Source organism: Undibacterium sp. JH2W (assembly GCF_049340425.1).
GTDB lineage: Bacteria > Pseudomonadota > Gammaproteobacteria > Burkholderiales > Burkholderiaceae_D > Undibacterium.
Map to the genome: position 1 here is coordinate 390,868 of NZ_JBMPOT010000001.1, position 26,361 is coordinate 417,228.

A 26,361-nucleotide genomic window follows, 5' to 3' on the forward strand; every position below is an offset into this window, starting at 1 on the left:
TTTGATGGCCATTTTTTATTCTGCAGAAATACCTTGGAATGTAAGTCAGTTAACCTTGAATACCAACAAGGCCTGCCATAATTTTTGTGCTTCTTCTTTCAGCGATGCAGCCGCTGCCGCAGACTCTTCCACCAGTGCCGCATTTTGCTGAGTGGTCTGGTCCATCAGGCCTATCTCGGTGGTGATCTGGGCAATGCCATGGCTTTGCTCAGTCGAAGCGCTGGAGATTTCATTGAGTATGGTGGACAAACCTTCTACCGACGCCAGGATCTCAGTCATGGTCTTGCCAGCATGAGATACTACTTCTGAACCCACATCGACTTTGGCGATCGAGGTTTCTATCAGGGACTTGATCTCTTTGGAGGCGATCGCGCTACGCTGGGCCAGATTGCGTACCTCTGATGCCACCACGGCAAAGCCGCGGCCTTGCTCACCAGCACGGGCGGCCTCAACGGCAGCATTCAGGGCCAGGATATTGGTCTGGAAGGCGATGCCTTCTATGGCAGCAATAATATCGAACATCTTTTTCGACTCTGCCGAGATGTCGGCCATGGTATGTACCACTTTGTCGACCTGGGTACTGCCGCGCTGCGCAGTCTGGGCGGCAGAAACGGCCAATTGCCGGGCTTGTTCTGCATTGCCGGCATTTTGCCTGACGGTCTGGTTCAGGCTTTCCACGCTATTGGCAGTTTCCGCCAGGGATGAAGCCTGGTTCTCGGTTCTTTCAGAAAGGTCGATATTGCCCATGGCAATTTCACCCGATGCATTCGAGACAAACTCGCTGCTGTCGCGTATATGCGTGACCATGCTGGTCAATTGCTGTTGCATGCCATGCAGGGCATACAGCATGCTGCTGCGGTCACCTTGCTTGAGTGTCACTACCGTGGTCAAATCCCCTTCGGCCACGCTCCTGGCGATGTTGACAGCCACGTCAGGCTCACCACCTAGCGGGGCAATCACCAGTTTGTTGATGACGAAAGTGAGGATGGCAGATACCACCAGCACGCTCAGGACACCTATCATGATGGCGGTATTACGAAGGTAATTGACATCGGCCAGGATCTTGTTTTCCGGCACGCTGATGACAAACGACCAGGGCGTCGTGGTCGCACCTATCTGCACAGGCACGTAGATGCGTTTTACTGTGGTCTGCATTTCGCTGTGCTCTATGGTATCGCTATAGGTCTGGCCTGCCTTGATGGCGGCCTTGGCTGTCTTGGCCTCCGCGCTGTCACCTATGCTCTGGCCGACATTCCCGGCATTCACATCACCGATGTAGATACCGTTATTCGAGATCAGGCTGGCATAGCCAGTTTCATAAGGGCGTATCTTACTGACATCTTCCTGGAAGCCTGCTACCGGCAAGTCCACCGTCACTGCACCAACAAACTGGCCCTTGGCCTTGATGGGCACAGTCACCGTGGTCATGAAGACATCCTTGCCGGCTATCTTGTACATATAGGGTTCGAGCAAGACTTCATTGCCGCTTTTTTTGGCCAGCAGATAATAATCGCCTGCGCCTTCCTTCTCATAGTCAGTCAGGGCTTCAACCTGGGTCTTGCCACTGCCGCGATTCCAATATGGCAGGTAGCGGCCAGTCGCATCATGGCCTTCCTTGCCTGTGTATTCGCTATCCTTGCCATCAAAGGCATTGGCTTCCCAGATTGTGCCTACACCGGTAAATTCAGGATGGCCTTCCAGTACGCTTTTCAACAAGAGATCGGCATTGGCGCGCTCTGCCTTGCCATTGGCTTGCATGGCAGCCAGTTCGAAGGCCAGACTACGCGCTGCATGCAGGGCCAGGTTGATGCGCTCCGCCACCTTACCGGCATTATTGATGGCCAGCTGTCTGGCATATTGCTGGGCCGAGTCTTGCTGCATGTTGCCCGCCTGGCGGGTCAGCAGGCTGATGGTCACGGTAAAACCGGCCAATACCATGGCTAGCACGGCAAAAAGCATTTTGGCACGCAAACCAAAGCGTGCAGGGGAGATAGGTGTTGATGTCATGGTCGTATTCGCCTTGCGTATTTTCTGGGCAGAAATGTCTGCACTATATGGATGATATGCCGGATTAGCAGATTCTTGCCGTGGCGAATAAATTACAGGGGATAATCGTGACAATTTGCAACGATTTCGCTTGCCAGGATGACAAATTCAGGTATAGATTCAGCAATTTTCATGACAAATAGCCAGCCTTGGTCTTTTCTTTCCACATGCTGGACCAGCCTTGTTAAAAGACCTGCAATCAAGAATTACTTAAGTTACCTGAGGGAGAGATGCAATGAAGTGGAAAAACCTGGTCACCGCTGGTGGCCTTTGTCTGAGTGTCATGGGCGCAGCAGTGACAGCGCAGGCCGTGACGGTAGAGCAGGTGAAAAGCTTTACCCTGCCAAATGGCATGAAATTCCTGGTGCTGGAAAACAGTACGATACCCAATGCGAATATGTACACCTACTGGAAAGTCGGTTCGCGTAATGAAGTACCAGGCATCACCGGCCTCTCACACTTCTTTGAGCACATGATGTTCAATGGCTCGAAGAAATTCGGCCCCAAGCAATTTGACCGCACCATGGAAGCCAATGGCGGTGCCAATAATGCCTATACCAGCAATGACCTGACGGTTTACCAGGACTGGTTCCCGGCCACTGCGCTGCCTACTATTTTTGATCTCGAGAGCGATCGTATCGCCAATCTCAGCATAGACCCAAAAATGGTCGAGAGCGAGCGCGGCGTGGTCTTGTCTGAGCGCAGTACTGGTCTGGAAAACTCCAATCTGCGCGCCCTGTGGGGTGAAGTCTATGCATCTGCATTCCGTGCACATCCCTATTCAATTCCAACTATAGGCCATGAATCCGATATCAAGGCCTGGACGCAGGAAGATTTACAGCGGTATTTCAATATCTATTATTCCCCGAATAATGCGGTGGCTGTCATCGTCGGTGATGTCAAGGCTGCAGAAGTGAAACGCTTGGCAGAGCAATATTTTGCCAATGTCCCGCAACGTGCCTTGCCACCTGTCGTGCGTACGATTGAGCCTGAACAAAAAGGCGAGCGCCGGGTATTCGTGCGCAAGGAGTCTGCCACTGCTGCCAATCTCATGGTGTCGTACAAGATGCCAGCGAGCAGCCATCCTGATTACTATGCGCTCAATGTCATCGCCAGCATACTCACCGATGGCAAGACTTCGCGCATGTATCAGGCTTTGGTGGATCAACGCCTGGCAACCCAGGTCGGTGCCGATCATGGCAAGAATTTTGACCCCGGCCTGTTCAACTTCTTTGCGGTTGCTGCCAACCAGGTGCCAGCCGCCAAAGTCGAAGCCGCCTTGCTGGCCGAGATAGACAGGCTGGTCAAGGATGGCGTCACCGCAGATGAATTGCAAAAAGTGAAAAACCAGAAGCTCCTGAATTTCTACCGTGCCCAGGAAACCATTAATGGCAAGGCTGCCCAGTTGGGTGAGTATGAAATGTTTTTTGGCGACTACAAAAAACTGTTCGACGCCCCGGATGCCTACCGCAAACTGACGCCAGCCGATATCCAGAAAGTCGCTGCCAAGTACTTTAAAAAATCACAAAGAACTGTAGGCGTGCTCGCCGCCGTGGAGGAATAAGAAGATGATCAGTATGAAAATAAACAATAAAAAAATGCTCGCCCTTAGCCTGGCCAGCCTGAGTTTGCTGGCTGCCAGCAGCCAGGCTGCTGAATTCCGCCTGCCAGCTTTTGAAACCAGCAAGCTGCCTAACGGCGTGACCGTGTATCTGATGGAACGCCATGACGTACCCCTGATTGCCGTGCGTGCCGTCGTCAAGGCTGGTGCCGTCAGTGATGTTGGCAATGCTGGTTTGGCCAACCTGACAGGTGATGCCTTGTTATTGGGGAGCAGTAAGTTTGATAAAAAGACCCTGGATCAGAGCTTTGATTTTCGTGGCGGCCGTATAGGCAGTGCAACCAGCACAGAAGCGACTTCCCTGAATGCTGATTTTGCCAGCGCCGATGTGGATGTACTCTTGCCCATCCTTGCAGATGCCATGTTACACCCGGTGTTCGACACAGAAGAATTTGGCAAGCTGCGTTCGCGTACCGTAGATGAATTGAAGCAAGCCAAGGAAAGTCCGCGTAATGTCGTACAGACCTATTACCGCAGCATGTTGTTTGCAAATGGTGCCTATGCCAATCCGGTGATGGGTACGGTCAATAGCGTGGCTGCCTTGCAGTCTCAGGATGTCAAAAAATTCCATGAAGCTTACTACCGCCCTGAAAACGCCGCCCTGGTCGTGGTCGGCGACTTTAAGCCCACAGTCATGCGCGCCCAGCTAGCCAAGTTGTTTGGCACATGGAAAGCCAGCGCTGCTCTGCCCGCAACTGTCGCGAATGGCAAAGTAGTAGCAGACAAGGCAAGAGTCTGGCTGGTGAATAAATCAGATGCAGTAGAAACCACTTTTGTCTTTGGTGGCAAGGGCATCGCCCGTAATGACCCTGACTATGTGCCTTTGCAAGTCATCAATACCATTTTAGGCGGGCGTTTTACTTCCTGGCTTAATGATGAATTGCGTGTCAATTCTGGTTTGACCTATGGTGCTGGCAGCAGCTTCGCTGCACTGGCGGAAACAGGCAGCTTTGCCGTTTCCAGTTTCACTGCCACCCCCAAGACTGAGGCAGCGCTGGCATTGGCAACCAAGACCTATCAACGCCTGTGGGACAAAGGCATAGATGCGGCTACCCTGGAATCGGCCAAGGCCTATGTCAAGGGGCAATTCCCACCGCGTTTTGAAACCAATCAACAGCTCGCTGGTTTGCTGGGTGAAATGTTTGTTGCCAAAGTAGGTCGTGAACAAATTGATCATTTCATGCGCGATGTCGATGGACTTGACGTAGAGAAAGCCAAACAATTGGTGGACAAACATTTCCCTCGCGACAAGCTGCAAATGCTCTTGATTGGCAGGGCAGAAGCCATACGCGGTATCGCCGCTAATTATGGAGAAATTACCGAATTGGAGATTACTGCCAATGGTTTTGCACCGGGTGCAAAATGAGTGATGTCATCATGAGCTCGTAACTAAGCTGTAAAAAGCCTGTAAAGCGCTTACAATGCAATAAAAACTCCGCCCCATCTTGGGGCGGTAGTTTTTTATAGGGCATAAAAAATTATCAAATTAGCCCTGAAATTATTGTCAAGCTGTAGTTAAGCTGTAGATCAGGATGCTCTGTTAATGATACGTATCAAACCCTTGTTCGTCGCCGCTACCCTCGCTTTGTTAGCCTCGACTGGTAGCCAGATCCGGGCTGGCAATGTACCGGAATCTGGCTACCAGCTGCCACCGGCAGAATTGCAAGCCGTCGTCGATGCCCCCAGAGGCCCGCTATTTCGCCTGGGGCCGCAACGCAAGACGGCAGTGTTGCTGAACCTGCCTGGCCTGCCCGGTATTGCCGATGTTTCCCAGCCAGAATTACGCCTGGCGGGTTTGCGCATTAATCCACGTACCCGTGCTGCCAGCCATTTCGATTTTGGCAATGGCATGAGTTTGCTTGATATCAGCACAGCCAAGGTAAGAGAAGTGACGGGTTTGCCTGCCAGACTCAAGATTGCAGAAACAGCCTGGTCGCCAGATGAACAATGGCTGGCTTTTAGCCTGTGGGTAGATGGCGGTGTTGAGCTATGGCTGGTGGATGTCAAAAGGGGTGCAGCCCGCCGTCTGATGGCTGACAAGCTCAATGCAATTACCGGCCCTGGCTTTTCCTGGATAGAAGGTTCAGAAAAATTATTGGTCAGGCTGACGCCTTTGCGCCAGAAGGAATTGCCAGCAGCTTCCATGTTACCAGCCGGACCGAATATGCAGGAAAGTAAAGGGGGTAAGACCTCGCAAAACCGTACCTATCCCGATATGCTGAGGACGGCCAGGGATAGTGATACCCTGGACTGGTATTTGCAGACACAACTAGGCATTGTCAACCTGAAGGGGGAATTGCATCGTATAGCCCGCCCCATGACCCTGATCAAATCCCTGGCTTCGCCGGATGGCAAACTGATTTTGACGACGCAATTGCGCCGTCCTTATTCCACCATGTTGCCGGTGGACCGTTTTGCCCAGCTTATAGAGTTGTGGGATATCCAGGGCAAGAAAATCAAGACCGTGGCTGAACGCCCCATGCGTGAACGCCTGCCCACAGGCAATGATGCTGTGCAGGCAGGTCCGCGTGATTTTGGCTGGCGCAGCGACAAGCCTGCCACCCTGTACTGGCTGGAAGCCCAGGCAGGTGGCGATCCTGAAGTCAATAGCAAAGTCCATGATGCCCTGTTCCAGCAAGCCTCGCCGTTTGATACACCAGCACAAAAAATCATGGACATGGCCTGGCGTTTTGGCAATGTGCAATGGGGCAATGACTATCTTGCCATCGTTACCGAGAACTGGGTAAAGACCCGCGACACCCGCAGCTGGCGCATACAGCCAGGAGTACCGGATAGCAAGCCGGAACTGATGTTTTCCCGTAAATCAGAAGACCAGTACAGCAATCCTGGTAACCCGGTGATGACCCAGAATGCCCAGGGCCGTCTGGTCTTGCGCATCAGCCCGGATGGCCGTGCCATTTTCCTGACCGGGACGGGCGCCAGCCCAGAAGGCGACCGGCCTTTCCTCGATAAATACGATTTGACCAACAAGCAAACCACGCGCCTGTGGCGCTCGCAAGCACCTTATTATGAAGAAGTGCTCGCCTTGTTGAATGACAAGGGCAGCAGTTTCATCACCAGCCGTGAGTCGGTTGAAGAAAGACCCAACTTCTATTTGCATGATTTATTGCAGGGTGCTGCACCGCGGGTACTGACGCAATTTCCGCATCCCATGCCGCAATTCAAAGGGATCAAAAAGCAGCAAATCCGCTACGAACGCGACGATGGTGTTGACCTGACAGCTACCCTGTATCTGCCACCTGGTTATGATCCCAAGCGTGATGGGCCGCGCCCTGTGCTGATGTGGGCTTATCCGCGTGAATTCAAAACCGCAGAAGCAGCCGGGCAAGTCATAGGCTCTGCCTACAAGTTCAACCGCATGTCTTACAATGGCCCGCTACCCATGCTGGCGCGTGGTTATGTCGTGCTTGATGGCCCCACCATGCCCATCATAGGTGAGGGCAAGAAAGAGCCGAATGACAATTATCTTGAGCAATTAAAGATGAATGCCGAGGCAGCAGTGGAAGAAGTAGTGCGCCTGGGCGTGGGAGACCGCCACCGCATTGCCATAGGTGGCCATAGCTATGGCGCTTTCATGACGGCAAATTTGCTGGCGCATACGCGCTTGTTCCGTGCCGGTATTGCCCGTTCTGGTGCCTATAACCGCAGCCTGACACCTTTCGGTTTCCAGTCTGAAGACAGGAATTACTGGAAAGCCAACAAAGTCTATCAAGACATGTCTCCGTTTAATTTCGCCAATCAGTTCAAGGACCCGATTTTGTTCATTCATGGTGAACAAGACAATAATCCTGGTACTTTCCCCATGCAAAGTGAACGCATGTACCAGGCCATACAAGGCCTGGGCGGGGTGGCCAGATTGTCCATGTTGCCAAATGAGAGCCATAGCTACCGCGCCCGCGAATCCATCCTGCATATGCTGTGGGAGCAGGACCGCTGGCTGGAGACTTATGTGAAAAACGCTAAGCCCGATAGCAGCCGGGACTGATATATAGTAAAAATAATATGGAAGGGCGGCAGATACGACAGATCTGCCGCCTTTTTTACATGAACTTAAAGTTTTGCATTAATATGCAAATTGAATCTTTTTCTACATTTAGACATGCTAAAAGCCGTCATCCTGGATGCGAATGCCGTTGCCCGCAATTTGCTGGCTTCTGTTCTGCTGAACGGCGGCCACGACGTGGTGGGGGATGCGAATCTGACGCCAGCCAGCCTGGCCCGTGTGATCAAGCTGAAACCGCAAATAGTCTGTGTCGATATAGGGGAAGCGGATGAAGAGGGCCTGGCCTTGCTCGACAAGATCAAGGCTGAGCTACCCAAGGCCTTGCTATTCATGGTGTCTTCAAAAATCGATGCAAACATTCTGCAGCAAGCCCAGCAGCGCGGGGTGCAGGGCTTCATTGTGAAACCCTTTAATTCAGTGGCGGTCTTGACCTCCATACGCAATACCATCATACGTATTGCCAAACAGCAAAGAGCTTCCATGACTGAGCTAGCGCCCGAGGGAGGAGTCGAAGCGGGAGGCGAAGCCCCCAGTGAATAATCTGTCGCCTTAAAAACGCATTTCATCGACTGACAGCAAGTTTTATCGCATTCTTCCTATTCCACCCCTGCAATCCTTAGACTGGCACTCATCAATGAAATGAGTTACTGGCATAACATCATAAGGATTTGCCATGTCTGCTACTACCCGTATGCGTACAGCTTTACACACCTCAGAACAATTATTGCCGGCCGAAGTGGCTGCCAAGAGCGAAACCTGGCTGACCAGGGCGCGTAGCTATCCGGTTTTTTCTCGCACCTGGTTCCGCTATCGGGCGCAGGCATGGCTGGGTTTGTTTGCCATTGTTGACTTGCTGGTAGTGCTGATCAGCTTGCTGATTGGTGCGGATCTGAGCAAGGCCGCGGTTGTTTTCGTCCCTTTGACATTAGGTGGTACTGCCCTGCACTTGATAGGGCCTGCCATCGCAGTCTGGGTAAGAAAACAGGCATATGCCAGCAAGAAGGAAGCTGTCTTGCTGACATTGGCCCTGCTGCTGGGGGGACTGCTCAGCTATGGCATATTTTCGGGAAGTAATTATCTGACCAAATATCTGGTAGTTGGTGGCAAGGATGTCTCGTTTGCTGTCGGTGGCACTATCAGCGCCACTGACAAGTCTGAACCAAAGAAAGTGGGGACCTCGCCCGGTGTCTCAGTACGCCCTGCCCAGGCCAGCGAACAAGACCAGGAAGTCAAAAAGATAGAACAATCACCGGCTTTGAAAATAATCATGCAGGGGTTTTCCATGCTGTTTATAGGTGGTGTCATCACATATACTGCAGGTGCCGTTGATCTCTGGTATTTCTTCCGTCAAAAAAAGCGCCTTATAGAAGCTGTGCGTCAGCAAGAACTCAAGGCCGCACAAGAAGCCCGCCGCGAAGCCGAATTGCGTCTCTCGGTATTAGCGGCCCAGGTTGAGCCGCATTTTTTGTTCAATACCCTGGCAGGCGTGCGTTCAGCCATACTGACAGAACCACACAGGGCGACGGCCATCGTCGATCATCTGGTTGATTATCTGCGTGCCACCATACCGCAAATGCGTAGCGATGGCAGCTCAGCACAGGGCAGGCTCAAACAGCAACTGGAAGCGGCCGCTGCCTACCTGGGCCTGATGCAGGCACGCATACCGCGCCTGAGCTACAGTGTGGACAGTGAAGTAAGCGACGCCGCACTACCACCGCTGATGTTGATTTCGCTGGTAGAAAATGCTGTCAAACACGGTGTGGAACCCAAAGTTGGTGCGGTACATATCGCTGTTCAGGCAAAAAAAATACAGCAGGATAGCGTGGACATGCTGGAGCTAACCGTGGCCGACAATGGCGTTGGTTTTGCTGCCGCCAGTTCTGGCACCGGCATAGGCCTGGCGAATATCCACGAGCGGCTGGCATCCATGTATGGTGCGCGTGCCAGCCTGGTATTGAAAGCCAGGGCCGATGGCGGTGTTGCTGCAACTATCCTGCTTCCTCTGGAAGCCTGAACCGAATTAAGGAACTGTTTCATGACGACTGCCATCATTGCTGACGATGAAGATTTGCCCCGCAAGGAATTGCGCCGCATGCTCAACAAAGCCTGGCCAGAATTGGAGATACTGGCCGAATGTGAACATGGTGCCGAAGCACTGGAAGCCATACACCAGGAGGAACCGGATATTGCCTTCCTCGATATCCGTATGCCCGGCATGACAGGCCTAGACGTGGCGCATGCCATCAAAGGACGTTGTCATGCTGTTTTCACCACGGCTTACGATAGCCATGCACTGGACGCATTTGCCGCTGGAGCTGTAGATTATTTGCTCAAGCCAATTTCCGAAACCAGATTGCAGGAAGCCGTGGCCAGATTGAAGGAGCGTATCGCCAGCAAGCAGCCCGCAGCCGATGTCAGCCTGCTCATGTTCGAACTCGACAAGCGCTTAAAAAATACGACCGCAGAACGGATACGCTGGATCAGTGCCAGTGTGGGTGACACTATCAAGATGTTTCCGGTAGAAAAAATCCTGTTCTTCAGCTCGGATGAAAAATATACCCGTGTGGTGTGCGCTGATGATGAGGCCCATGTACGCAAGCCTTTGAAAGAAATCATGGATGGTCTTGATCCCGATGTTTTCTGGCAAGTGCACCGGGGTGTCGTGGTAAGGGCCGACGCTATTACTCGTGCGCACAGGGATGAGATGGGCAAGTACACGGTAGAGCTTAGGGGCTTGCAAGAAAAACTGAAAGTCAGCCAGGCATATGCATGGCGCTTCAAGCCTATGTGATCGGTTTGAATTTACAACAGGGTTGGCTGAAACGCTTGATATTTTCATTTAATTCGCATTAAGATGGCGCTGGCGTTGCAATCAGCGTCATCTTTTTAAAAATAAGATTTGGATCTATCCAGACTATCCTTTGCAGTTTCTGCTTCTGTATACCCTCAGCTTTAGTGTTGAGCGGCCGGTAGTCCAAATAATAAAAACAACAGGAAATTTATACCATGCTACAAAAACCTACACTGATAGATATCGGTGCGAATCTCAGCAACCATCGTTTTCATGCCGACCTTGAGGCTGTCATCACCAGAGCCAAAGAGGCTGGCGTGGAACACATCGTCGTCACTGGAACATCCGAGAAGGCCAGTCGCGATGCCCATGCATTGACTCAAAATTATCCAGGCTACCTGAGTTCCACTGCAGGTGTGCATCCGCATGAAGCCAAGAACTGGAATGCGCAATGTGCCAGGACCATAGAAAAACTGGCGACCAGCGACACTGTCGTGGCTGTTGGTGAATGCGGCCTCGACTATAACCGCATGTTCTCTACAGAAGTGCAACAACGTGCCTGCTTTGAAGCGCAATTGCAATTGGCAGTACGCTTGCAAAAACCAGTGTTCTTGCATGAGCGTGACGCGCATGAGGATTTTTTTGCTCTGCTCAGACAATACCGGCCGCAATTGAAGGGTGCGGTAGTGCACTGCTTTACTGGTAACACCGAAGAATTGCGTGCCTACCTGGACCTCGACTGCCACATAGGCATCACCGGCTGGATCTGTGATGAAAGACGCGGCGATGACCTACGTAAGGCTGTCAAGTTTTTACCCAAGGACAAATTGATGATAGAAACCGATGCGCCATTTCTATTGCCGCGCAATCTGCCTGTGCGCCCTGATGATGGCCGCAACGAGCCCATGTATTTGCCTGTCGTATTGCAGGCGGTGGCGACTATCTTGCGGGTTTCACCAGTGACTTTGGCACAGCAGGTGCGTAGCAATACCGAGCAGTTTTTTGGCTTATCCTTATCTAAGGCAGCTTAGCGCATTGTTGAATAAGCCCTGATCTCACTCAGGCCTGTTGGTCTGCGACCTCAATCTTATCGGCAACATCTGTTGCAGCAGGTGGCGCACTAGCCCGCAAACTACGTGACCAGCGTAGCAGGCCTATGGCATAGCTGATGTAATACGCCGCCAACATGCCAAACAGGAACAAGGTCAGCGGGCTGCTGGCAAAATCGCCGGGTGGAGGTGTGAAGGATTGTGTTGTCAGATACAGACTACCCATGCGCCAGGCTATCCTGCCTATCATCAGCAGTGACAGGGCGATACCCAGATGGGCATTTGGCGTATAGAATTTTCCGGCAGGGCCATTTTCAAATTTGGTCAAACGGTGACCATAGATGCCCAGGCCAGTACCCACTGCCAGCCCCGCCAATACAAAGAGCAGATTACCCTCATGTCTGAGCGAACTGAACATCACCAGGGCGATCAGTAGAGGGAAAATGCACAATGTGATACCAGCACGTACACCAGAATATTTTTGCCGTCCCACCATGCGCCGCACGCGTGAAATGACGCGCCACAATATCAACGCACCTACGGCAGTGCCTATCAGCAGGGAGGAAGGGTTTGCGCTTGCCATGAGGGACTTTCTGTCTCGTTTGTAAATGAGTTTGAAAGTCTAGCACGCTCAAAAATTTGCCTGTACCGGAATGTATCAGACTTGTGCGCAGGCGCGTGTATTTCCCATGTCCGAAAACTGCCAGCAGCTTTCTGCGTAGTTTGTTAAGCTGGGCTTCTGATTTTGATGGAGTATATATGCGCAGTGCTGATTTATTACGTTTGATTTCCCTGGCCGCGATCTGGGGTGCGTCCTTCCTGTTCATGCGGGTGCTGGCACCGGTGGTTGGGGTCTTGTGGAGTGCCGAAGTCAGGGTAGGGCTGGCGGGCATGGCCTTGCTGGCGATGATGTACTTTACTGGCCGGGCCATGAATTTCCGTGACAACTGGAAATCTTTCCTGATACTGGGCACGATTAATTCTGCTCTGCCGTTTGCCTTGTATTCGTATGCGGCGCTCAGCATACCTGCCGGTTATTCGGCAATCGTGAATGCCACCAGCCCGCTATGGGGTGCGATGCTGGGCGCGGCCTTCCTGGGTGAACAATTGACGCTGCGTAAGATGGCAGGCATGGCGATAGGCGTGCTTGGTGTCGCCTTCCTGGTAAGGCTGGGGCCAGTGGAGTTCAATAGCAAGCTGGTGCTGGCAGTATTGGCTTGCGTGGGCGCAACCTTGTGCTATGCCATCGTCGGTATCTATACCAAGAAAAAACTGGTGGGTATCACGCCCATGCAAATGGCCACGGGGTCGCAAGTGGGTGCGGCATTTGTCTTGCTACCCTTTTTACCTTTGGCACCAGTGCAAGGTGAGATCACTGCAAACATCGCCATGATAGGTATAGCCCTGGCCTTGCTGTGCAGTGCTGTCGCCTATCTGATTTACTTTCGCCTGATGGCCGACCTGGGGCCAACCAAGGCATTGACTGTGACTTTTTTGATCCCCTTATTTGCCCTGCTGTGGGGTTATCTGTTCTTGCATGAGCATATCAGCTTGAACACCATCATAGGCTGTGCTGGCGTGGTATTGGCGACCTGGCTGGTGGTGTTCCAACCAGTCAAGAAAACGGTTTGAAGACAGGCAGATAAAAAATGCCGGCCACTCCATGCAGGGTGACCGGCATTTTCTTATTCGTCCAGTGCTGGCAAGACTTTTACGCGCAAGGCGCTAGGCTGTTTGCTGCCGTAGTAGACCTTATGCGTGGCCTTGATGAAATCACTTTCCCTGGCTTCATAGATATTGGGCACAAAGGATTGCGGATTGCGATCGATGAAAGGAAACCAGCTCGACTGCACTTGCACCATGATGCGATGGCCACGCTGGAAAGTGTGGAAGACATCGTTGATGGCAAATTTTACTTCCGTCACCTGATTTGGCACCATGGGTTTGGCCGCCTCAAAACCATCGCGATAACGGGCACGGAAGGGTTCGCCCCTGACCAGGGTTTGCTGGTTGCCGCGATTGGTTTGTGTATCGACTTCCAGATTGGGTGGGTTGACATCGATGAGTTTGACCACGAAGTCGGCATCACTGCCAGTCACGCTGACAAACAAGTCCGCATTCAAGGGACCTGCCAGGGTCACATCTTTTTCCAGTACCTCGCTTTGCCAGGTCAAGACATCAGGGCGACTCGTCGCAAAACGCTGGTCGGCGGCTACATATTGATTACTCCAGCGTGTCATGACCTCGGTGGTATACGGTACGGGCTTGGCCGGGTCACTGATGTATTCATCTGACTGCGTATCCTGATTTGTCGCCGGGCTGAAACTCAGCTTGCCATGGGCGTGGAAGTACAAGGCCTGGTCCTTGCTCTCCTTGGGGGGCCAGCTGTCAAAACCACGCCAGCGATTGGCACCAGTTTCAAACATCCAGGCTTCGGCCAGTGCAGGTTTGTCGCCGGTTTTCAGGTAATGCTTGAAGAAGGCCAGTTCCACAGGCTGATAAGTCTGTACGGTCTTGTAGCCAAAACTGGCATCGCCAACTTTATCGCCATCGGTACGGAACCAGCCGCCATGTGTCCATGGGCCGATGACCAGGGTGTTTTGTATGCCAGGGTTTTGTTTTTCTATGGCCTTATAGGTATTCAAAGGGCCATACAAGTCTTCCGTGTCATACCAGCCACCGACAGTCAGCACCGCTGCCTTGATGTTTTTCAGATGCGGCAGGATATTCCGGCTTTGCCAGAAATCATCATAATTCGGGTGAGCCGTAATTTCATTCCAGAAAGGGATGCCATCTTTGAAGTGGCGCGTATTCACATTCGCCACCGGGCCCAGATCGAGGAAGAACTGGTAACCATCGGGTGTGCCGAAGTTGAAATTTTTCCAGCCTGCATTCGCCATCGGCTGCGGACGTGGCTGACCAAAACTATAGAAAAAACCAAAGGCCATTTGCAGGTTCAAGGCACCATTCCTGTGCATGTCATCACCACGGAACCAGTCGGCAATCGGGGCCTGAGGTGAAATGGCTTTCAATGCAGGGTGGCCATCGATGGCACCAGCCGAAGTATAAAAGCCAGGGTAGGAATTACCCCATTGGCCTACCTTGCCATTCTGATTGGGTAAATGCTTGAGCAGCCATTCTATGCTGTCATAGGTGTCACTGCTTTCATCGATATCAGATTTGGATTTTTTCTGGTCTATATGCGGACGCATATTGACGAATTCACCCTCGGACATATAAGTACCACGCACATCCTGGTAAGCAAAGATGAAGCCTTCTTTTTCATATTCGGCGGTTGGCCCCAGCATGGTTTTGTACTGGTCACCGCCATAAGGGGCGATGGAATAGGGGGTGCGGTTCAGCAAGATGGGGTAACGCTTGCTGGCACTGGCATCATTTGGCACATACACCGCAGTGAACAGCAATTTGCCATCGCGCATGGGGATGCGGTATTCAAATTTTGCATAATTTTTGCGTATGTATTCTGCCCGCAGTTTGGCTGCATCGGCCTTGTCCTCACTATTGCTGGCGCTGACTATATTGTTGTTCAAGGCCAGCGCTGGTATGGCAAGACTGGTGAATAATGCAGCCAGCAAGATGGATGCAGCAGGCAGCACTTGTCGCAAGTGGGGTGTTCTCATGATTTCCCTGGATATTTTTATGTTTGGACTAGCTTGGTGTGCAAAGCTTGCTACAAGTTCCCTAATCTTCTGCAGCGGGATCGTAGTCGGGCAGGGGCGGTTCAATTTCGGCAATCTTGTCTGCCCCCTGGCTGCGCGCAGCTTGCAAGGCTATACCTACTCTCTTGAGCATGCTTTCGGCATTGTCTTTGTGGGCATTGGTGGTCAGGCCAGTGGCAAAAGTCACTGTCAGGCCGGGTGAAATGGCATTCCAGTCAACTTCAGCAATGCGTAGCTTCAAACGGGCGATGGCTTTGCGGCTGGCTTCCAGCCAGGTGGTTGGCATGACGATGGCAAATTCATTGGCAGCGACGCGACCAAAGGAATCCAGGGTGCGCAGCATGTTCAAGGCTTCTTTGGCGACTTGTTGCAGGACCTGGCGGGCGGCTGCCTGGCCATGCTGTTCTAGTATCTGTTCCAGGCCATCAACGGCGATGATAGCCAGGGTAAAGGTGTGGCCGGTACGAAAGGAGCGCGCCAGTTCGCCATCGAGCATGGCCATCAGCGAGCGACGATTGAGTGCGCCGGTCAGGTGATCATGCCTGGCCATGCTGTCTAGCTGGGTCAGTACGGTTTCCAGCGTGGGTAGCAGGCTGTCTTGCAGGTTGTCCTGATGTCCTTCATTCTTGATTTGCTTGATCAACTGGTCTATTTGTTGTCTTGCATTTAACAAAGGCTGCTTAAAATCTGTGGGCATGTACTCTCCGGCTAGGGACTAGGTCTAGCGCCAGGCGCTACAATGGCACTTTACCATTGTCCCCCGCATTTCTGCCAAGCATGTTATTCACCAGCCCTGCTTCTCCCTGCCAACAAGTCTGCAGCCAGCTTTTCCCTGGTCTGGATTTGTGGGTGAAACGCGACGATATGCTGCATCCCCAGGTATCGGGCAACAAGTTTCGTAAATTGAAATATCCCCTGCTGGACTTGCAAGGGCGTCGCTGTCACGTCGTCTCCATGGGAGGGATCTGGTCTAACCATATCCACGCCCTGGCGCATGCAGCCCATGCTTTAGGCTTGCCAGCGACTGCCCTGATACGCGGTGCCGAAGGCATGCACAGCGCCATGCTCGATGATGTCAAAGCCCTGGGCATGCAAGTGCGTTTCGTCAACCGGGACGCCTATCGCCAGTTGCGGCTGGAGGAGTCCGCCTGGCGCAGCCATCTGGACTCGCCAGTAGCAGATACCCTTTGGCTGCCCGAGGGCGGCAGCGCGCCGCTAGCCTTACGCGGTGCGGCAGAACTGATCACTGAGTTACCCTTCATACCAGATTATCTGGTGGTAGCCTGCGGCACGGGGGCAACGCTGGCGGGTTTGCTGGCGGGTCTTGGTGGTCGCTCCAAAGTGCTGGGGGTCGCAGCGATCAGCCAGGGAGATTATCTGCGTGCAGAGATTAGCCGCTTGTTGACGCAGGCTGGTTATCCTGATCATCAAAACTATGAGTTGTTGACTGAATTCCATCATGGTGGCTATGGCAAGGCACCGCCTGAATTGCAGGCATTTTGCCAGCAATTTCAGCAAGAGACAGAGATAGCCCTGGAGCCGGTATATACAGGCAAAATGCTGTTTGCCTTGCGCCAGTTGTGGCATCATGGTCATTTGGCTCAAAATGCCAGTGTCATCGCTATTCACACGGGTGGCTTGCAAGGGGCACGTGGGTTCACCCAAAGGTCGTCGTGATGTTGTAGCTGTAGCTATTGTGCTAGGTGCAAATATGAAAAGACAGCGTGCAAGTTCGCTCACTGCTGCCAGCTGTGTGGCTGGACTGCTCTTGTGCTGGGCCTGTTCTACAGCTAGCCTGGCTGCCGAGCCGCAACTGCGGGTGGCTGTCTATGAAAATCTCGATTATCCCTTGAATATTTTTGACAAAAACCACCAACTGGTAGGGGGCTTGCAAAAAGATTTCACGGATCAACTGGCAAAAAAACTCACTGCACAAGCCAGCTATGCGCCTTATTCACGCCGGCGCATAGAGAGCGTGGTGATACAGGGTGACGCCGATCTCATGTGTTATTCCAGTCCTGCCTGGTTTGACTCCCCCAAGGAAGTTAACTGGACTGTCGCCACTTTCCCCCAGGTGGAAAGAGTGGTGGTGTTGGCGGACAAAGCCAGTATAGAAATCGTGCCGCAGCAACTCGAAGGCAAGAAAATGGTCTTGCAACTGGGCTACCATTACCCACAGATTGCCAGCCAGTTGGCAGACGGTAAAATCAAGCGTGTCGACCTGACTGACGTACCAGGCATGTTTCGTTTGCTGGCACTGGGTGGAGCGGATGCCATGGTCAGCTCTGATGGGGAAATCGAAGGTTATTTCAAGAATTTCCCGGAAAAACGCAGCTTGTACAAAATCTCTAAAACGCCGTTTTCAGTCGTGCAGACTCAATGTGCCTTGTCGCATAAATCTGCCTGGAAGCTGGAGCAAATCAATACCGCGATACAGTTTTTACAAGAAACCGGCGAGATGGACAGGATCATGCGCAAATATGGTTTATCCATGCGTTAAATTTCGCTGTTATCCTGCTGGCTTTAGCTTTTTCCTTTCCAGAGATGAAATCTTCCCTGACGGTTGTGCTGACGGCACTGCTTTGCAGCCTGAGCCTGCCTGTAATGGCTGCTGCTGATCCTAACAAGGTCTTGCATCTGTCCTTCGAAGCCGCCGATGATGGCTTTGATGCCATGCGCACCAATAGTGCCTATTCCAACTGGGTGTCGGATGCGGTTTTTGAAGGCCTGGTCACTTATGATTATCTGGCCCGTCCGGCCAAACTGGTGCCCAACACCATAGAGGCCATGCCCGCCATCAGTGATGACGGCAAGACCCTGACCTTCCGTCTGAAGAAGGGGATTTATTTTTCTCCTGATCCTGCCTTCAAGGGCCAGCGCCGCGAATTACAGGCCAGTGACTATGCCTATACCTTCAAGCGCCTGGTCGATCCGAATAACCGCTCAGTGCAGGCCAGCATCTTGGAAGGCAAGATAGTTGGGCTTGATGAGCTGGTGGCTGCCGCCAAAAAAACTGGCAAGTTTGATTATGACAAAGCCATCGCCGGGCTGGAGACTCCAGACCCCTATACCCTGATCCTGCGCATGAAGACGCAGCAGCCCGGCCTGATTTACTACCTTGCCAAACCCCTGGGTGGCGCGGTGGCACGTGAAGTGGTTGAGTATTATGGTGAAACAGTCAACCAGCATCCGGTAGGCACGGGTGCCTATATGCTCAAGCAATATGTGCCACGCAGTAAAATTATTCTCGAAGCCAATCCTGAATACCGCGGTTTTATATGGGACTTCCAGGGCGCGGGCACAGAGTGGGACAAGCAGATCATCAAGGACATGAAGGGCAAGCAAATGCCCCAGGTCGGTCGGGTAGAGATTGCCATCATAGAAGAAGAGCAATCGCGCTGGCTGGCTTTTGATTCTGGCCAGCTGGATTTTGAACAGTTGGTGCCGGCAGCCTCGGTCAAATTACTGGACCAGGGCAAGCTCAAACCAGAATTTACAGCCAAGGGCTTGCGGCTGTACCGCACTGTTGACCCTGGCGTGACGCGTACCTTCTTCAATTTCCAGGATTCTACCGTTGGTGGTTACAGCAAGGATAAAATTGCCCTGCGCCGTGCCATTGCCCTGTCCTTCAATCATCAGGAAGAGATAGACCAGGTCTGGTTCGGGCAAGCCATCAAGGCCCAGTCCATGGTGCCTCCCGACGTGGCGGGGCATGACACCAGCTATCGCAACAGCAATGCCTATGATCCCAAGCTTGCCAACCAGCTGCTCGACAAGTTTGGCTACAAGCGCGGTGAAGATGGTTTCCGTACCATGCCTGATGGTTCGCCACTTAAGCTGCGCATCCATTCTGCCCCCAAGACCAAGGACTATGCCCGCATGGAAATCTGGAAGCGTTCTCTCGACAAGATAGGCATACGGGCAGAATTCCCCGTCGCCGGTTTTGCCGATAACCTCAAATCGGCCTACCAGTGCAAGCTCATGATGTTTGGCATGGGTTATATCGCCGACATCCCGGATGGCATGGATTTCATGGAACTGTATTACGGCAAGAACGCTTACCGCGGCAATCATGGTTGCTACAAGTCTGAGGCATTCGATGCAGCCTATGACAAGGCCCGCCTGATGCCCAACGGGCCAGAACGTATCAAGTTATTCAACACCATGGAACGCATCCTGGAAGCCGACACCGTGCACAGCATGGAACTCTGGCGCGTGCGCAACTGGCTGATACAACCCTGGGTCAAGGGCTATAAAACACATCCCATCTTGCGCGGTGACTGGCGCTTCCTGGATGTGGAAAAAACCAGATAAGCATTTTGCTGGCCGCTGCCATGGACTTCCTGAACTAGCTCATCACCGGCCTGAAAAAACTTCTTTCATAGCTGATGATGCACTTGTGTTCTTCTGCATACCTGAACGCCGCCCGGCATTCAGGGTCATCCATCATCTGCATGCGGTATTGTTCATAGGCCGCCAGGCTGGAGAAAGTGAACAGTGCTAGCGCCACATTATTCGCGCCTTCAGAAGGCAGGAAATAACCATGGTGCTGGCCGCCAAACTTGTTGACCAAAGGTATCCACAATTTGCCATAATGTTCAAACTCTTTGAGTTTGGCGGGATCGATGATGTAGCGTATATAGCAGGTGATCATGATATCGGGGTGCTTGGTGTCAGAAAGTTTATCTTACACCGAATGCCAGATCTTCATCAGACCTGGATCAGGCCGCCGTCCGCACACAACTCCACGCCATTCACATAGCTGGCCGCTGGGGAGGCCAGGAACAAGACGGCAGCTGCAATTTCTTCTGGTCGACCCATACGCCCGGCCGGTGCTGCTCCTGCCAGATAGGCGGAAAAGTTGTCGATGTCTGCTTCTTTCATGCCCAGGCCATTTTCCATGATGGGCGTTCTGGTCACACCGGGGCTGATAGTGTTGACACGTATCTGTCTGTCCTTGAGATCATTGGCCCAGCTACGCGAAAACGAGCGCACAGCTGCTTTTGAAGCATTGTAGAGACTCAGGTCAGGCATACCCTTGCTGGCCGCGATAGAGGCATTCAGGACGATGGCAGAAGCTGGTTTCATCAAGGGCAGCAGGCTTTGTACAGTGAAGAACAGGCCTTTGACGTTGGTATTAAAAGTATCGTCAAATTCAGCTGCTGTAGTCTTGCCAAACTGATTGTGGATAGCGATGCCTGCATTGGCGAACAAGACATCGATTTGATCGCCATGGGCAGCAATTTTTTCATGCAATGCTTGCAGGTCGCTGAGATTGGCGACATCTGCTGTGACGGGGATGACTTTGCTGCCCAGGATTTCCCTGGCTTGCTCTAATTTGCTGGTTGAGCGGCCAGTGATGTAGACGCGTTTGGCACCAGCATTGAGGAAGGCCTGGGCACTGGCCAGGCCTATGCCTGAGGAGCCGCCAGTGACGACGATGACTTGGTCTTGGAATTCGTTGGTGATGGCTGACATTTCGGTTTTCCTGTGGAGGTGGGGGAAATGGCAGTATGGTGGATATGAATTGGTGAAACAATCCATGTTTTGTTCATGATATTAGTGATTTAATTTCAGTAATTGGAATTTTTCTTTACGCGAAGTTGATGCAAACATTGAACCGGAATGATGAATCATTGAATGCTGGCAATCGTAGTAAGGCCATGCCAGCATGCTTTTGGCGGGGGTAGTTCAAGATGGCGTTACCGGAGACTTGGCAACAAATTTTCTGACGGCTTCCTGCAAGGCCTTGAATTCGACTTCCTGATTGAGGTAGGGGCCTTGTGGATTGCCTGTCAGTTCACGCAGATGTGCCATGCGTTTTTCGCTGGCAGGATGGGTGCTCAGCAAGCCCAGGGCTTGCTTATAGGCTTCGCGGGCTTGCTGGTTGTCGATTTTTTCCAGGGTAGATTTTTCTTCGGCTATCATACGTTCAAAGAAAACTGGCAAACCTGCAGGATTGATGTTGGCGCGTTTTAGCAGCAGCACGCCTTTTTCATCGGCATCGGTTTCAAAATGACGCGAATATTGCTGGCTCAGCAGCATCGGTGCGGCATTGCTGACGAGGGCCAGCAAACCACTGACGTCGCCAAAGACCGCGCTGGCCACCAGGTAAATACCCGCATTGCCTATGATGCTGCGGGTGCCATGGCGTTCTTCTACATGACTGATTTCATGCGCCAGCACACCTTGCAATTCTGCGGCGTTGCCAGCCTTCAGGATCAGGCCGCTATGTATCGTCACATAACCGCCTGGCAAGGCATAGGCATTGCTGCTGCTATCGTTGATGATATGGATGACATAGTGATACGGCGAGGCAGGCAGGGCTTGCAGCAAGGGTGCTGTCAATGGTGTTAATACCGCATCTGCCTCAAGCTTGGGCATGCGCTTGTTTTTCATATCATCCTGGGCCGCAACGCTGGCACCGAGCTTTTCTTCCCATTCCACTGGCACTTGCCTGGCGACATAGCCAGACAAATTATCTATTTGCCATATCAATAACAATGGCAAGGTCAGGATCAGCAAGCTCAGGATGATGAGGGCTACCCTGCCATGCAGGCGTTTGCGCCCTAAGGCTGCAATCTGGCGCGAGCATTCTGGATGGGCCAGCAAGGCCGGGTGCTTGAGTATGCTGAGGTCGCTGGTGTACAGCACCAGGTCCGGCTTGTGCGCATGATTGATGAAGACCAGCTTGTTCTCGGCACCGCCCAGTGTCAATTCCATGTGTGCAAAAGACAGTGTACCCAGCAAGGATGCCACTTGATAACTGATGCCAAGCGGCGAGGCGCTCAGTTCACCTATATCCCGGCCACCGGGCAGGGATGCATGAAAAGCGTGACATTGATATTTGCTGGAAGCGAAGTCCATGAGTATCCTGGGACGAAAAGATGAGTTGCCAGTGTTGCTAGCGGGCCTGAGCAACTCCTATCAGGGCGACAGAATTATAAAGCAGCAATCCCTGTTTTCTTATTTGGTTTTCTGAGGGCATGCCTTGGTATTCTGGTGGTGATGACAAAGGCGATGGTCAATATCCACCTTATTCCTGAGCGCATCCATATAATGATGCCCATCACACAAGGACTTATCCCCATGTCGCCAGACTTGAATGATTTATTGGCTTTCTCTCGTGTCGCCGAGTGTCGCAGCTTTCGCCAGGCTGCGCAGGAGTTGCAGCTCACGGCATCCGCACTCAGCCACACCATGACCAGGATGGAAAAAAAGCTGGGTATGCGGCTATTGCAACGCACCACCCGCAGCGTCAGCCTGACCCCGGCAGGGGAACGCTTATTGCAAAGCCTGCAACCTGCCTTGCAAGAAATCCAGGGGGCACTGGAAAGCCTGAATGAACTCAGGGACAAACCAATAGGACGCCTGCGCCTGAATGTGCCGCGCCCGGCCGCGCAACTCACACTTGCTCCGGTCATGGCTGCCTGGCATGCCGCCTATCCTGAAGTCGAACTTGAAGTTGTCAGTAGTGATGCCCTCATCGATATCGTGGAACAGGGCTTTGATGCAGGCCTGCGTTTTGGTGAAAGCCTGCAGCAGGACATGGTAGCGATTCCGGTAGGGCGGGAAATCCGTTTTGTCGTTTGTGCCTCTCCTGCCTATTTGCAAAAACACGGGATACCTGAAACGCCGCATGATTTGTTGCAACATCAATGCATACAATTCTGCTTCCCCAGCGGGCAAAGATATCGCTGGGAATTCCAGCACGGGCAAGAAAAGATGGAAGTTGCCACCAACGGCGCGCTGGTGTTTGATGATTTCTATGTGGCGACGCAGGTCGCTTGCGATGGCGCCGGGATTTGCTATACCTATTGTGGCTATGCCGATGAACTGGTGCAGCAGGGGCAATTGCAATATGTGCTGGAAGACTGGTGGCCGGCGCCCGAGCGCAGCTATTTATACTACCCCAGCCGCCGTCATCAGTCGGCGGCTTTGCGGGCTTTCATCGATTTCATGAAATGAGGCTCTGGCTTATTGCAGCGCCACTTATTTGGGAGTGGTCGTAACTTCCCAGGAAAAACTGCCGACCTTTGATTTAACAGCTTCATACAGGGCACTAACCTGCTTGTCTGCATTGTTGTCCTGAGCGGCGACTTTGTTACTGATTTGTAGTTTCCATTTTGTTGTTGTGGCTTTATCGCTGGACGCAGAGAAGCTATATACCAATTTGTAGCGCAGCCCCAGATCGTCAGCAGCCTTGCGAAATGTGTCTATGTCTGCCTGGTTTTTAGTCTCATACGAGATGTTCAACAGCACATCGACCTTGGGATTTTTTGCGTATAGACGAATAGCATCAGAGGGCAGGTCAACAGCGCTGGCAGTGCTGCTAGCGAGTGCCGTGCCCCCAAAACAAATAAAGGCGTATGCCAATAACAGGTATTTTTTCATGGTGTACAGCTTTCCTGAGTCTGGTTTTTCAGTTTTAGTCAGTTTTACTTGGGATTGCACATCAGATAAAGTGCTAAACTGATATCTAGTAATATTAAAAATATAATTTATAAGTGAGTAAAAATAAATAAAATTTTTATTTTTTGTCAAGCACCATTGGCAGGTATTTCCCCTGACTTAGCCGCAGAAGAGTAAACTGTAGGGATAACCATCTTGTCGCATCCTGCGATACGAGCGAACGAGCGAGCATCGCCATGTCAGAAAACAAACCCCCGATTACTTTTGAAGACCTGCAACTGAGTGCGCCTATCATGCGCGCCTTGCAGGATGTAGGCTATGAAACACCGTCGCCTATACAAGCGGCCACCATACCGATTTTGCTGTCCAACCGCGACGTCCTGGGTCAGGCTCAGACCGGCACAGGCAAGACCGCTGCCTTTGCCCTGCCTATCCTGTCGCGTATTGATATTCGCCAGACTACGCCGCAGGCCCTGGTGCTGGCACCTACGCGTGAGCTGGCAATACAGGTGGCAGAAGCCTTCCAGACCTATGCCCGCCATATCCCTGGTTTCCATGTCCTGCCTATCTACGGTGGCCAAAGCTATGGCCCGCAACTCTCGGCACTACGCCGTGGTGTGCATGTCGTGGTTGGCACGCCTGGCCGTGTCATCGACCATCTGGACAAGGGTACGCTGGATTTATCTGCACTGAAAACCCTGGTGCTGGATGAAGCTGATGAAATGCTGCGCATGGGCTTTATCGATGATGTAGAGCGCATCCTGCAAGAAACGCCGGAAGGCCGCCAGACCGCCTTGTTCTCGGCCACCATGCCTTCCGCCATCAAGCGCATCGCCCAGACTTATCTGAATAAACCAGCAGAAGTCACGGTCGCTGCCAAGACCGGCACTGCCGACAATATCCGCCAGCGTTACTGGCTGGTCAGCGGCATGCACAAGCTCGATGCACTGACACGCATACTGGAAGCCGAAACTTTTGACGGCATGATCATTTTTGCCCGTACCAAACTCGGTACTGAAGAACTGGCAGCCAGGCTCGATGCAAGAGGCTTCTCGGTTGCTGCCATCAATGGTGACATCAACCAGCAACAGCGTGAACGCACTATCCAGCAACTGAAAGACGGCAAAATCGATATCCTGGTCGCTACTGACGTTGCTGCTCGCGGTCTGGACGTAGAGCGCATCAGCCACGTCATCAACTATGACGTACCGTATGATCCAGAAAGCTATACCCACCGCATAGGCCGTACTGGCCGCGCAGGTCGCAGTGGTGAAGCCATCCTGTTCATCACACCACGTGAAAAGAACCTCTTGAAAGCAATTGAACGTGCAACACGTCAGCCAGTGTCACCGCTGGAGTTGCCAACCATACAGACAGTTAACAATGTCCGTATCGCCCGCTTCAAGGACCAGATTTCTGCCACGCTGGCACAAGGCGGCCTGCAGGAATTCACTTCCCTGATCGAAGATTTTGAGCGCGAGCAAAATATCCCGGCTGTGGAAATTGCTGCGGCACTCGCCAAAATGGCGCGCGGCGATGAGCCTTTGTTGTTGGATAAAAACCGCAAGGAAACCAAGAACGACGATAGCTGGCGCGATGAGCGCCCTGCCCGCGCTGAACGTGGTGACCGCGACAGGGGTGATCGTGGCGACCGGGGTGACCGTTTTGAACGCGCACCGCGTGAAGACCGTGGCGCACGCCGCGAACACAGCCCGCGTACACCAGAGCCTGGCATGCAGACTTTCCGTATCGCAGTGGGTCATGATCATGGCGTCAAGCCCGGCAATATCGTTGGTGCAATTGCCAATGAAGCCAATATCGAATCCAAGTTCATCGGCCGTATCGATATCTATGATGACTACACCATCCTTGATCTGCCAGACAATCTGCCCGGTGACATGATGGAACATCTGAGTTCGGTGCGTGTGGCTGGCCAGGCCCTGCGCATCAGTGCAGAAAGAGCGCAAGGCAGCAGCGCGCCAGCATCCCGCCCGGCACCACGTGCAGCGCGTGAAGAAGCACCTCGCGAGCGTGCGCCCCGCACTCCTAGTGTTGCCGACGCAGCGCCAGGCAGCAAGCTGAACCAGGTAGTAGATCGCGCTGCCCGCGCCCCCATGGACGAAGACCGTCCAGCCAAGCCCAAGAGAGACAAGGCTGACGGCAAAGGCAAGGTCAGCATCCCCATGTTGACTTACCGTATCGAAGTTGGCAAGGCAGATGCAGTAACGCCTAGCAATATCGTCGGTGCGATCGCCAATGAAGCCGGTCTCGAAGCCAAGCATATAGGCCGTATCGATATTTTCGACGACTACAGTACGCTGGACCTGCCAGATGGCATGCCCAAGGAATTGCTGAAGCAGTTGAAAGGCGTCTGGGTTGCAGGTAAACAAATCCAGATCAGCCCAGTCGGTGAAGACCATGTGCGCAAGCCTCTGCCAGCAAACCAGCCCTCACCTTTCGGACCCAAGAAAGCTGGCGCTGATCGCCGCGTGACAGAAAAAGCCAAGGGTTATGGAGCAGGCAAGCCAGCAGCAGCCAAGCCGCATCGCAAGGGTCCTAAATAAAGCCTGACGGAGTTCTTGGTGAATCAATTGGCAAGCCAAACCCCGACTAAACCCCGCTTTCATGCGGGGTTTTTTATTGCGTATTCAATTTGCGAAATGTATTTAAACTACAAATATATGTCTCGATTTTATTATTGATTATTTATTTTCATGCTATTTAACTTGAGGTTGGCT

General features: G+C 52.5%; 21 protein-coding genes. 13 read left to right on the forward strand and 8 right to left on the reverse strand.

Translation table 11 applies throughout. The annotated features are described in order from the left end of the window. Nucleotides 1–45: 45 nt before the first annotated feature. Nucleotides 46–2,007 carry a methyl-accepting chemotaxis protein gene (locus ACO0LC_RS01710; protein ID WP_422999994.1) on the reverse strand — a complete coding sequence of 654 codons (1,962 nt, stop codon included), beginning with the start codon at nucleotides 2,005–2,007 and terminating at the stop codon, nucleotides 46–48. Between the two features lie 274 nt (nucleotides 2,008–2,281). On the opposite strand from ACO0LC_RS01710, the gene ACO0LC_RS01715 reads away from it, so the two are divergent. The 7 genes from ACO0LC_RS01715 (at nucleotide 2,282) to ACO0LC_RS01745 (ending at nucleotide 11,513) form a co-directional block, all read left to right on the forward strand. Further along, on the forward strand, nucleotides 2,282–3,610 hold the full coding sequence (locus ACO0LC_RS01715) for a M16 family metallopeptidase (RefSeq protein WP_422999996.1): 1,329 nt from the start codon (nucleotides 2,282–2,284) through the stop codon (nucleotides 3,608–3,610). A 13-nt stretch (nucleotides 3,611–3,623) separates the two neighbouring features. After that, nucleotides 3,624–5,033, forward strand: coding sequence for a M16 family metallopeptidase (locus tag ACO0LC_RS01720; protein WP_422999998.1), 1,410 nt, complete (start codon nucleotides 3,624–3,626; stop codon nucleotides 5,031–5,033). A 177-nt stretch (nucleotides 5,034–5,210) separates the two neighbouring features. Further along, nucleotides 5,211–7,673, forward strand: a complete 2,463-nt coding sequence (locus ACO0LC_RS01725) for a S9 family peptidase (protein ID WP_423000000.1) — start codon at nucleotides 5,211–5,213, stop codon at nucleotides 7,671–7,673. Between the two features lie 114 nt (nucleotides 7,674–7,787). After that, nucleotides 7,788–8,231: an ANTAR domain-containing response regulator gene (locus ACO0LC_RS01730; protein WP_423000002.1), complete on the forward strand. Its 444-nt coding sequence runs from the start codon at nucleotides 7,788–7,790 to the stop codon at nucleotides 8,229–8,231. Between the two features lie 133 nt (nucleotides 8,232–8,364). Further along, the gene (locus tag ACO0LC_RS01735; RefSeq protein WP_423000004.1) at nucleotides 8,365–9,705 is read left to right on the forward strand and encodes a sensor histidine kinase; all 1,341 of its coding nucleotides are present in this window, start codon (nucleotides 8,365–8,367) and stop codon (nucleotides 9,703–9,705) included. 21 nt (nucleotides 9,706–9,726) lie between these two features. Continuing rightward, nucleotides 9,727–10,482, forward strand: a complete 756-nt coding sequence (locus ACO0LC_RS01740; protein WP_423000006.1) for a LytR/AlgR family response regulator transcription factor — start codon at nucleotides 9,727–9,729, stop codon at nucleotides 10,480–10,482. 215 nt (nucleotides 10,483–10,697) lie between these two features. Then, nucleotides 10,698–11,513 (forward strand): TatD family hydrolase, encoded by an 816-nt coding sequence (locus ACO0LC_RS01745; protein WP_423000008.1) that lies wholly within the window; start codon nucleotides 10,698–10,700, stop codon nucleotides 11,511–11,513. 28 nt (nucleotides 11,514–11,541) lie between these two features. Here ACO0LC_RS01745 and ACO0LC_RS01750 read toward each other — a convergent pair whose 3' ends face one another. Beyond that, nucleotides 11,542–12,114 carry a hypothetical protein gene (locus ACO0LC_RS01750; RefSeq protein ID WP_423000010.1) on the reverse strand — a complete coding sequence of 191 codons (573 nt, stop codon included), beginning with the start codon at nucleotides 12,112–12,114 and terminating at the stop codon, nucleotides 11,542–11,544. Nucleotides 12,115–12,290: 176 nt separating this feature from the next. Here ACO0LC_RS01750 and ACO0LC_RS01755 point away from each other — a divergent pair, with 176 nt between their 5' ends. Continuing rightward, complete coding sequence (locus ACO0LC_RS01755) at nucleotides 12,291–13,163, forward strand: DMT family transporter (RefSeq protein WP_423000012.1); 873 nt, start codon at nucleotides 12,291–12,293, stop codon at nucleotides 13,161–13,163. A 53-nt stretch (nucleotides 13,164–13,216) separates the two neighbouring features. Here ACO0LC_RS01755 and ACO0LC_RS01760 read toward each other — a convergent pair whose 3' ends face one another. Continuing rightward, nucleotides 13,217–15,172, reverse strand: coding sequence for a CocE/NonD family hydrolase (locus ACO0LC_RS01760; RefSeq protein ID WP_423000014.1), 1,956 nt, complete (start codon nucleotides 15,170–15,172; stop codon nucleotides 13,217–13,219). A 61-nt stretch (nucleotides 15,173–15,233) separates the two neighbouring features. Next, complete coding sequence (locus ACO0LC_RS01765; protein ID WP_423000016.1) at nucleotides 15,234–15,908, reverse strand: GGDEF domain-containing protein; 675 nt, start codon at nucleotides 15,906–15,908, stop codon at nucleotides 15,234–15,236. 80 nt (nucleotides 15,909–15,988) lie between these two features. Between ACO0LC_RS01765 and ACO0LC_RS01770 the strand changes: the two genes are divergently transcribed. Genes ACO0LC_RS01770 through ACO0LC_RS01780 form a run of 3 tightly spaced genes read left to right on the forward strand, consistent with a single transcriptional unit; the run spans nucleotide 15,989 to nucleotide 19,525 of the window. Further along, entirely contained in the window at nucleotides 15,989–16,888 is a 900-nt protein-coding gene (locus tag ACO0LC_RS01770; RefSeq protein WP_423000018.1) for a 1-aminocyclopropane-1-carboxylate deaminase/D-cysteine desulfhydrase, read from the forward strand. Between the two features lie 34 nt (nucleotides 16,889–16,922). Next, nucleotides 16,923–17,711, forward strand: a complete 789-nt coding sequence (locus ACO0LC_RS01775) for a substrate-binding periplasmic protein (protein WP_423000020.1) — start codon at nucleotides 16,923–16,925, stop codon at nucleotides 17,709–17,711. A 44-nt stretch (nucleotides 17,712–17,755) separates the two neighbouring features. Beyond that, nucleotides 17,756–19,525 (forward strand): ABC transporter substrate-binding protein, encoded by a 1,770-nt coding sequence (locus tag ACO0LC_RS01780; RefSeq protein ID WP_423000022.1) that lies wholly within the window; start codon nucleotides 17,756–17,758, stop codon nucleotides 19,523–19,525. A 34-nt stretch (nucleotides 19,526–19,559) separates the two neighbouring features. Here the strand turns inward: ACO0LC_RS01780 and ACO0LC_RS01785 are convergent, their stop codons facing one another. From ACO0LC_RS01785 to ACO0LC_RS01795, 3 genes are all read right to left on the reverse strand, one after another. Beyond that, nucleotides 19,560–19,865 carry an NIPSNAP family protein gene (locus ACO0LC_RS01785; RefSeq protein ID WP_423000024.1) on the reverse strand — a complete coding sequence of 102 codons (306 nt, stop codon included), beginning with the start codon at nucleotides 19,863–19,865 and terminating at the stop codon, nucleotides 19,560–19,562. 56 nt (nucleotides 19,866–19,921) lie between these two features. Next, nucleotides 19,922–20,689: an SDR family NAD(P)-dependent oxidoreductase gene (locus ACO0LC_RS01790; protein ID WP_423000026.1), complete on the reverse strand. Its 768-nt coding sequence runs from the start codon at nucleotides 20,687–20,689 to the stop codon at nucleotides 19,922–19,924. Between the two features lie 213 nt (nucleotides 20,690–20,902). Continuing rightward, entirely contained in the window at nucleotides 20,903–22,078 is a 1,176-nt protein-coding gene (locus tag ACO0LC_RS01795) for a M48 family metallopeptidase (protein ID WP_423000028.1), read from the reverse strand. Between the two features lie 195 nt (nucleotides 22,079–22,273). Here ACO0LC_RS01795 and ACO0LC_RS01800 point away from each other — a divergent pair, with 195 nt between their 5' ends. Continuing rightward, complete coding sequence (locus ACO0LC_RS01800) at nucleotides 22,274–23,179, forward strand: LysR family transcriptional regulator (protein WP_423000030.1); 906 nt, start codon at nucleotides 22,274–22,276, stop codon at nucleotides 23,177–23,179. A 24-nt stretch (nucleotides 23,180–23,203) separates the two neighbouring features. Here ACO0LC_RS01800 and ACO0LC_RS01805 read toward each other — a convergent pair whose 3' ends face one another. Then, a complete protein-coding gene (locus ACO0LC_RS01805; protein ID WP_423000032.1) occupies nucleotides 23,204–23,755 on the reverse strand; it encodes a hypothetical protein in 552 nt (183 codons plus the stop codon). 104 nt (nucleotides 23,756–23,859) lie between these two features. On the opposite strand from ACO0LC_RS01805, the gene ACO0LC_RS01810 reads away from it, so the two are divergent. Then, nucleotides 23,860–26,187 (forward strand): DEAD/DEAH box helicase, encoded by a 2,328-nt coding sequence (locus ACO0LC_RS01810; protein WP_423000034.1) that lies wholly within the window; start codon nucleotides 23,860–23,862, stop codon nucleotides 26,185–26,187. Nucleotides 26,188–26,361: the final 174 nt, after the last annotated feature.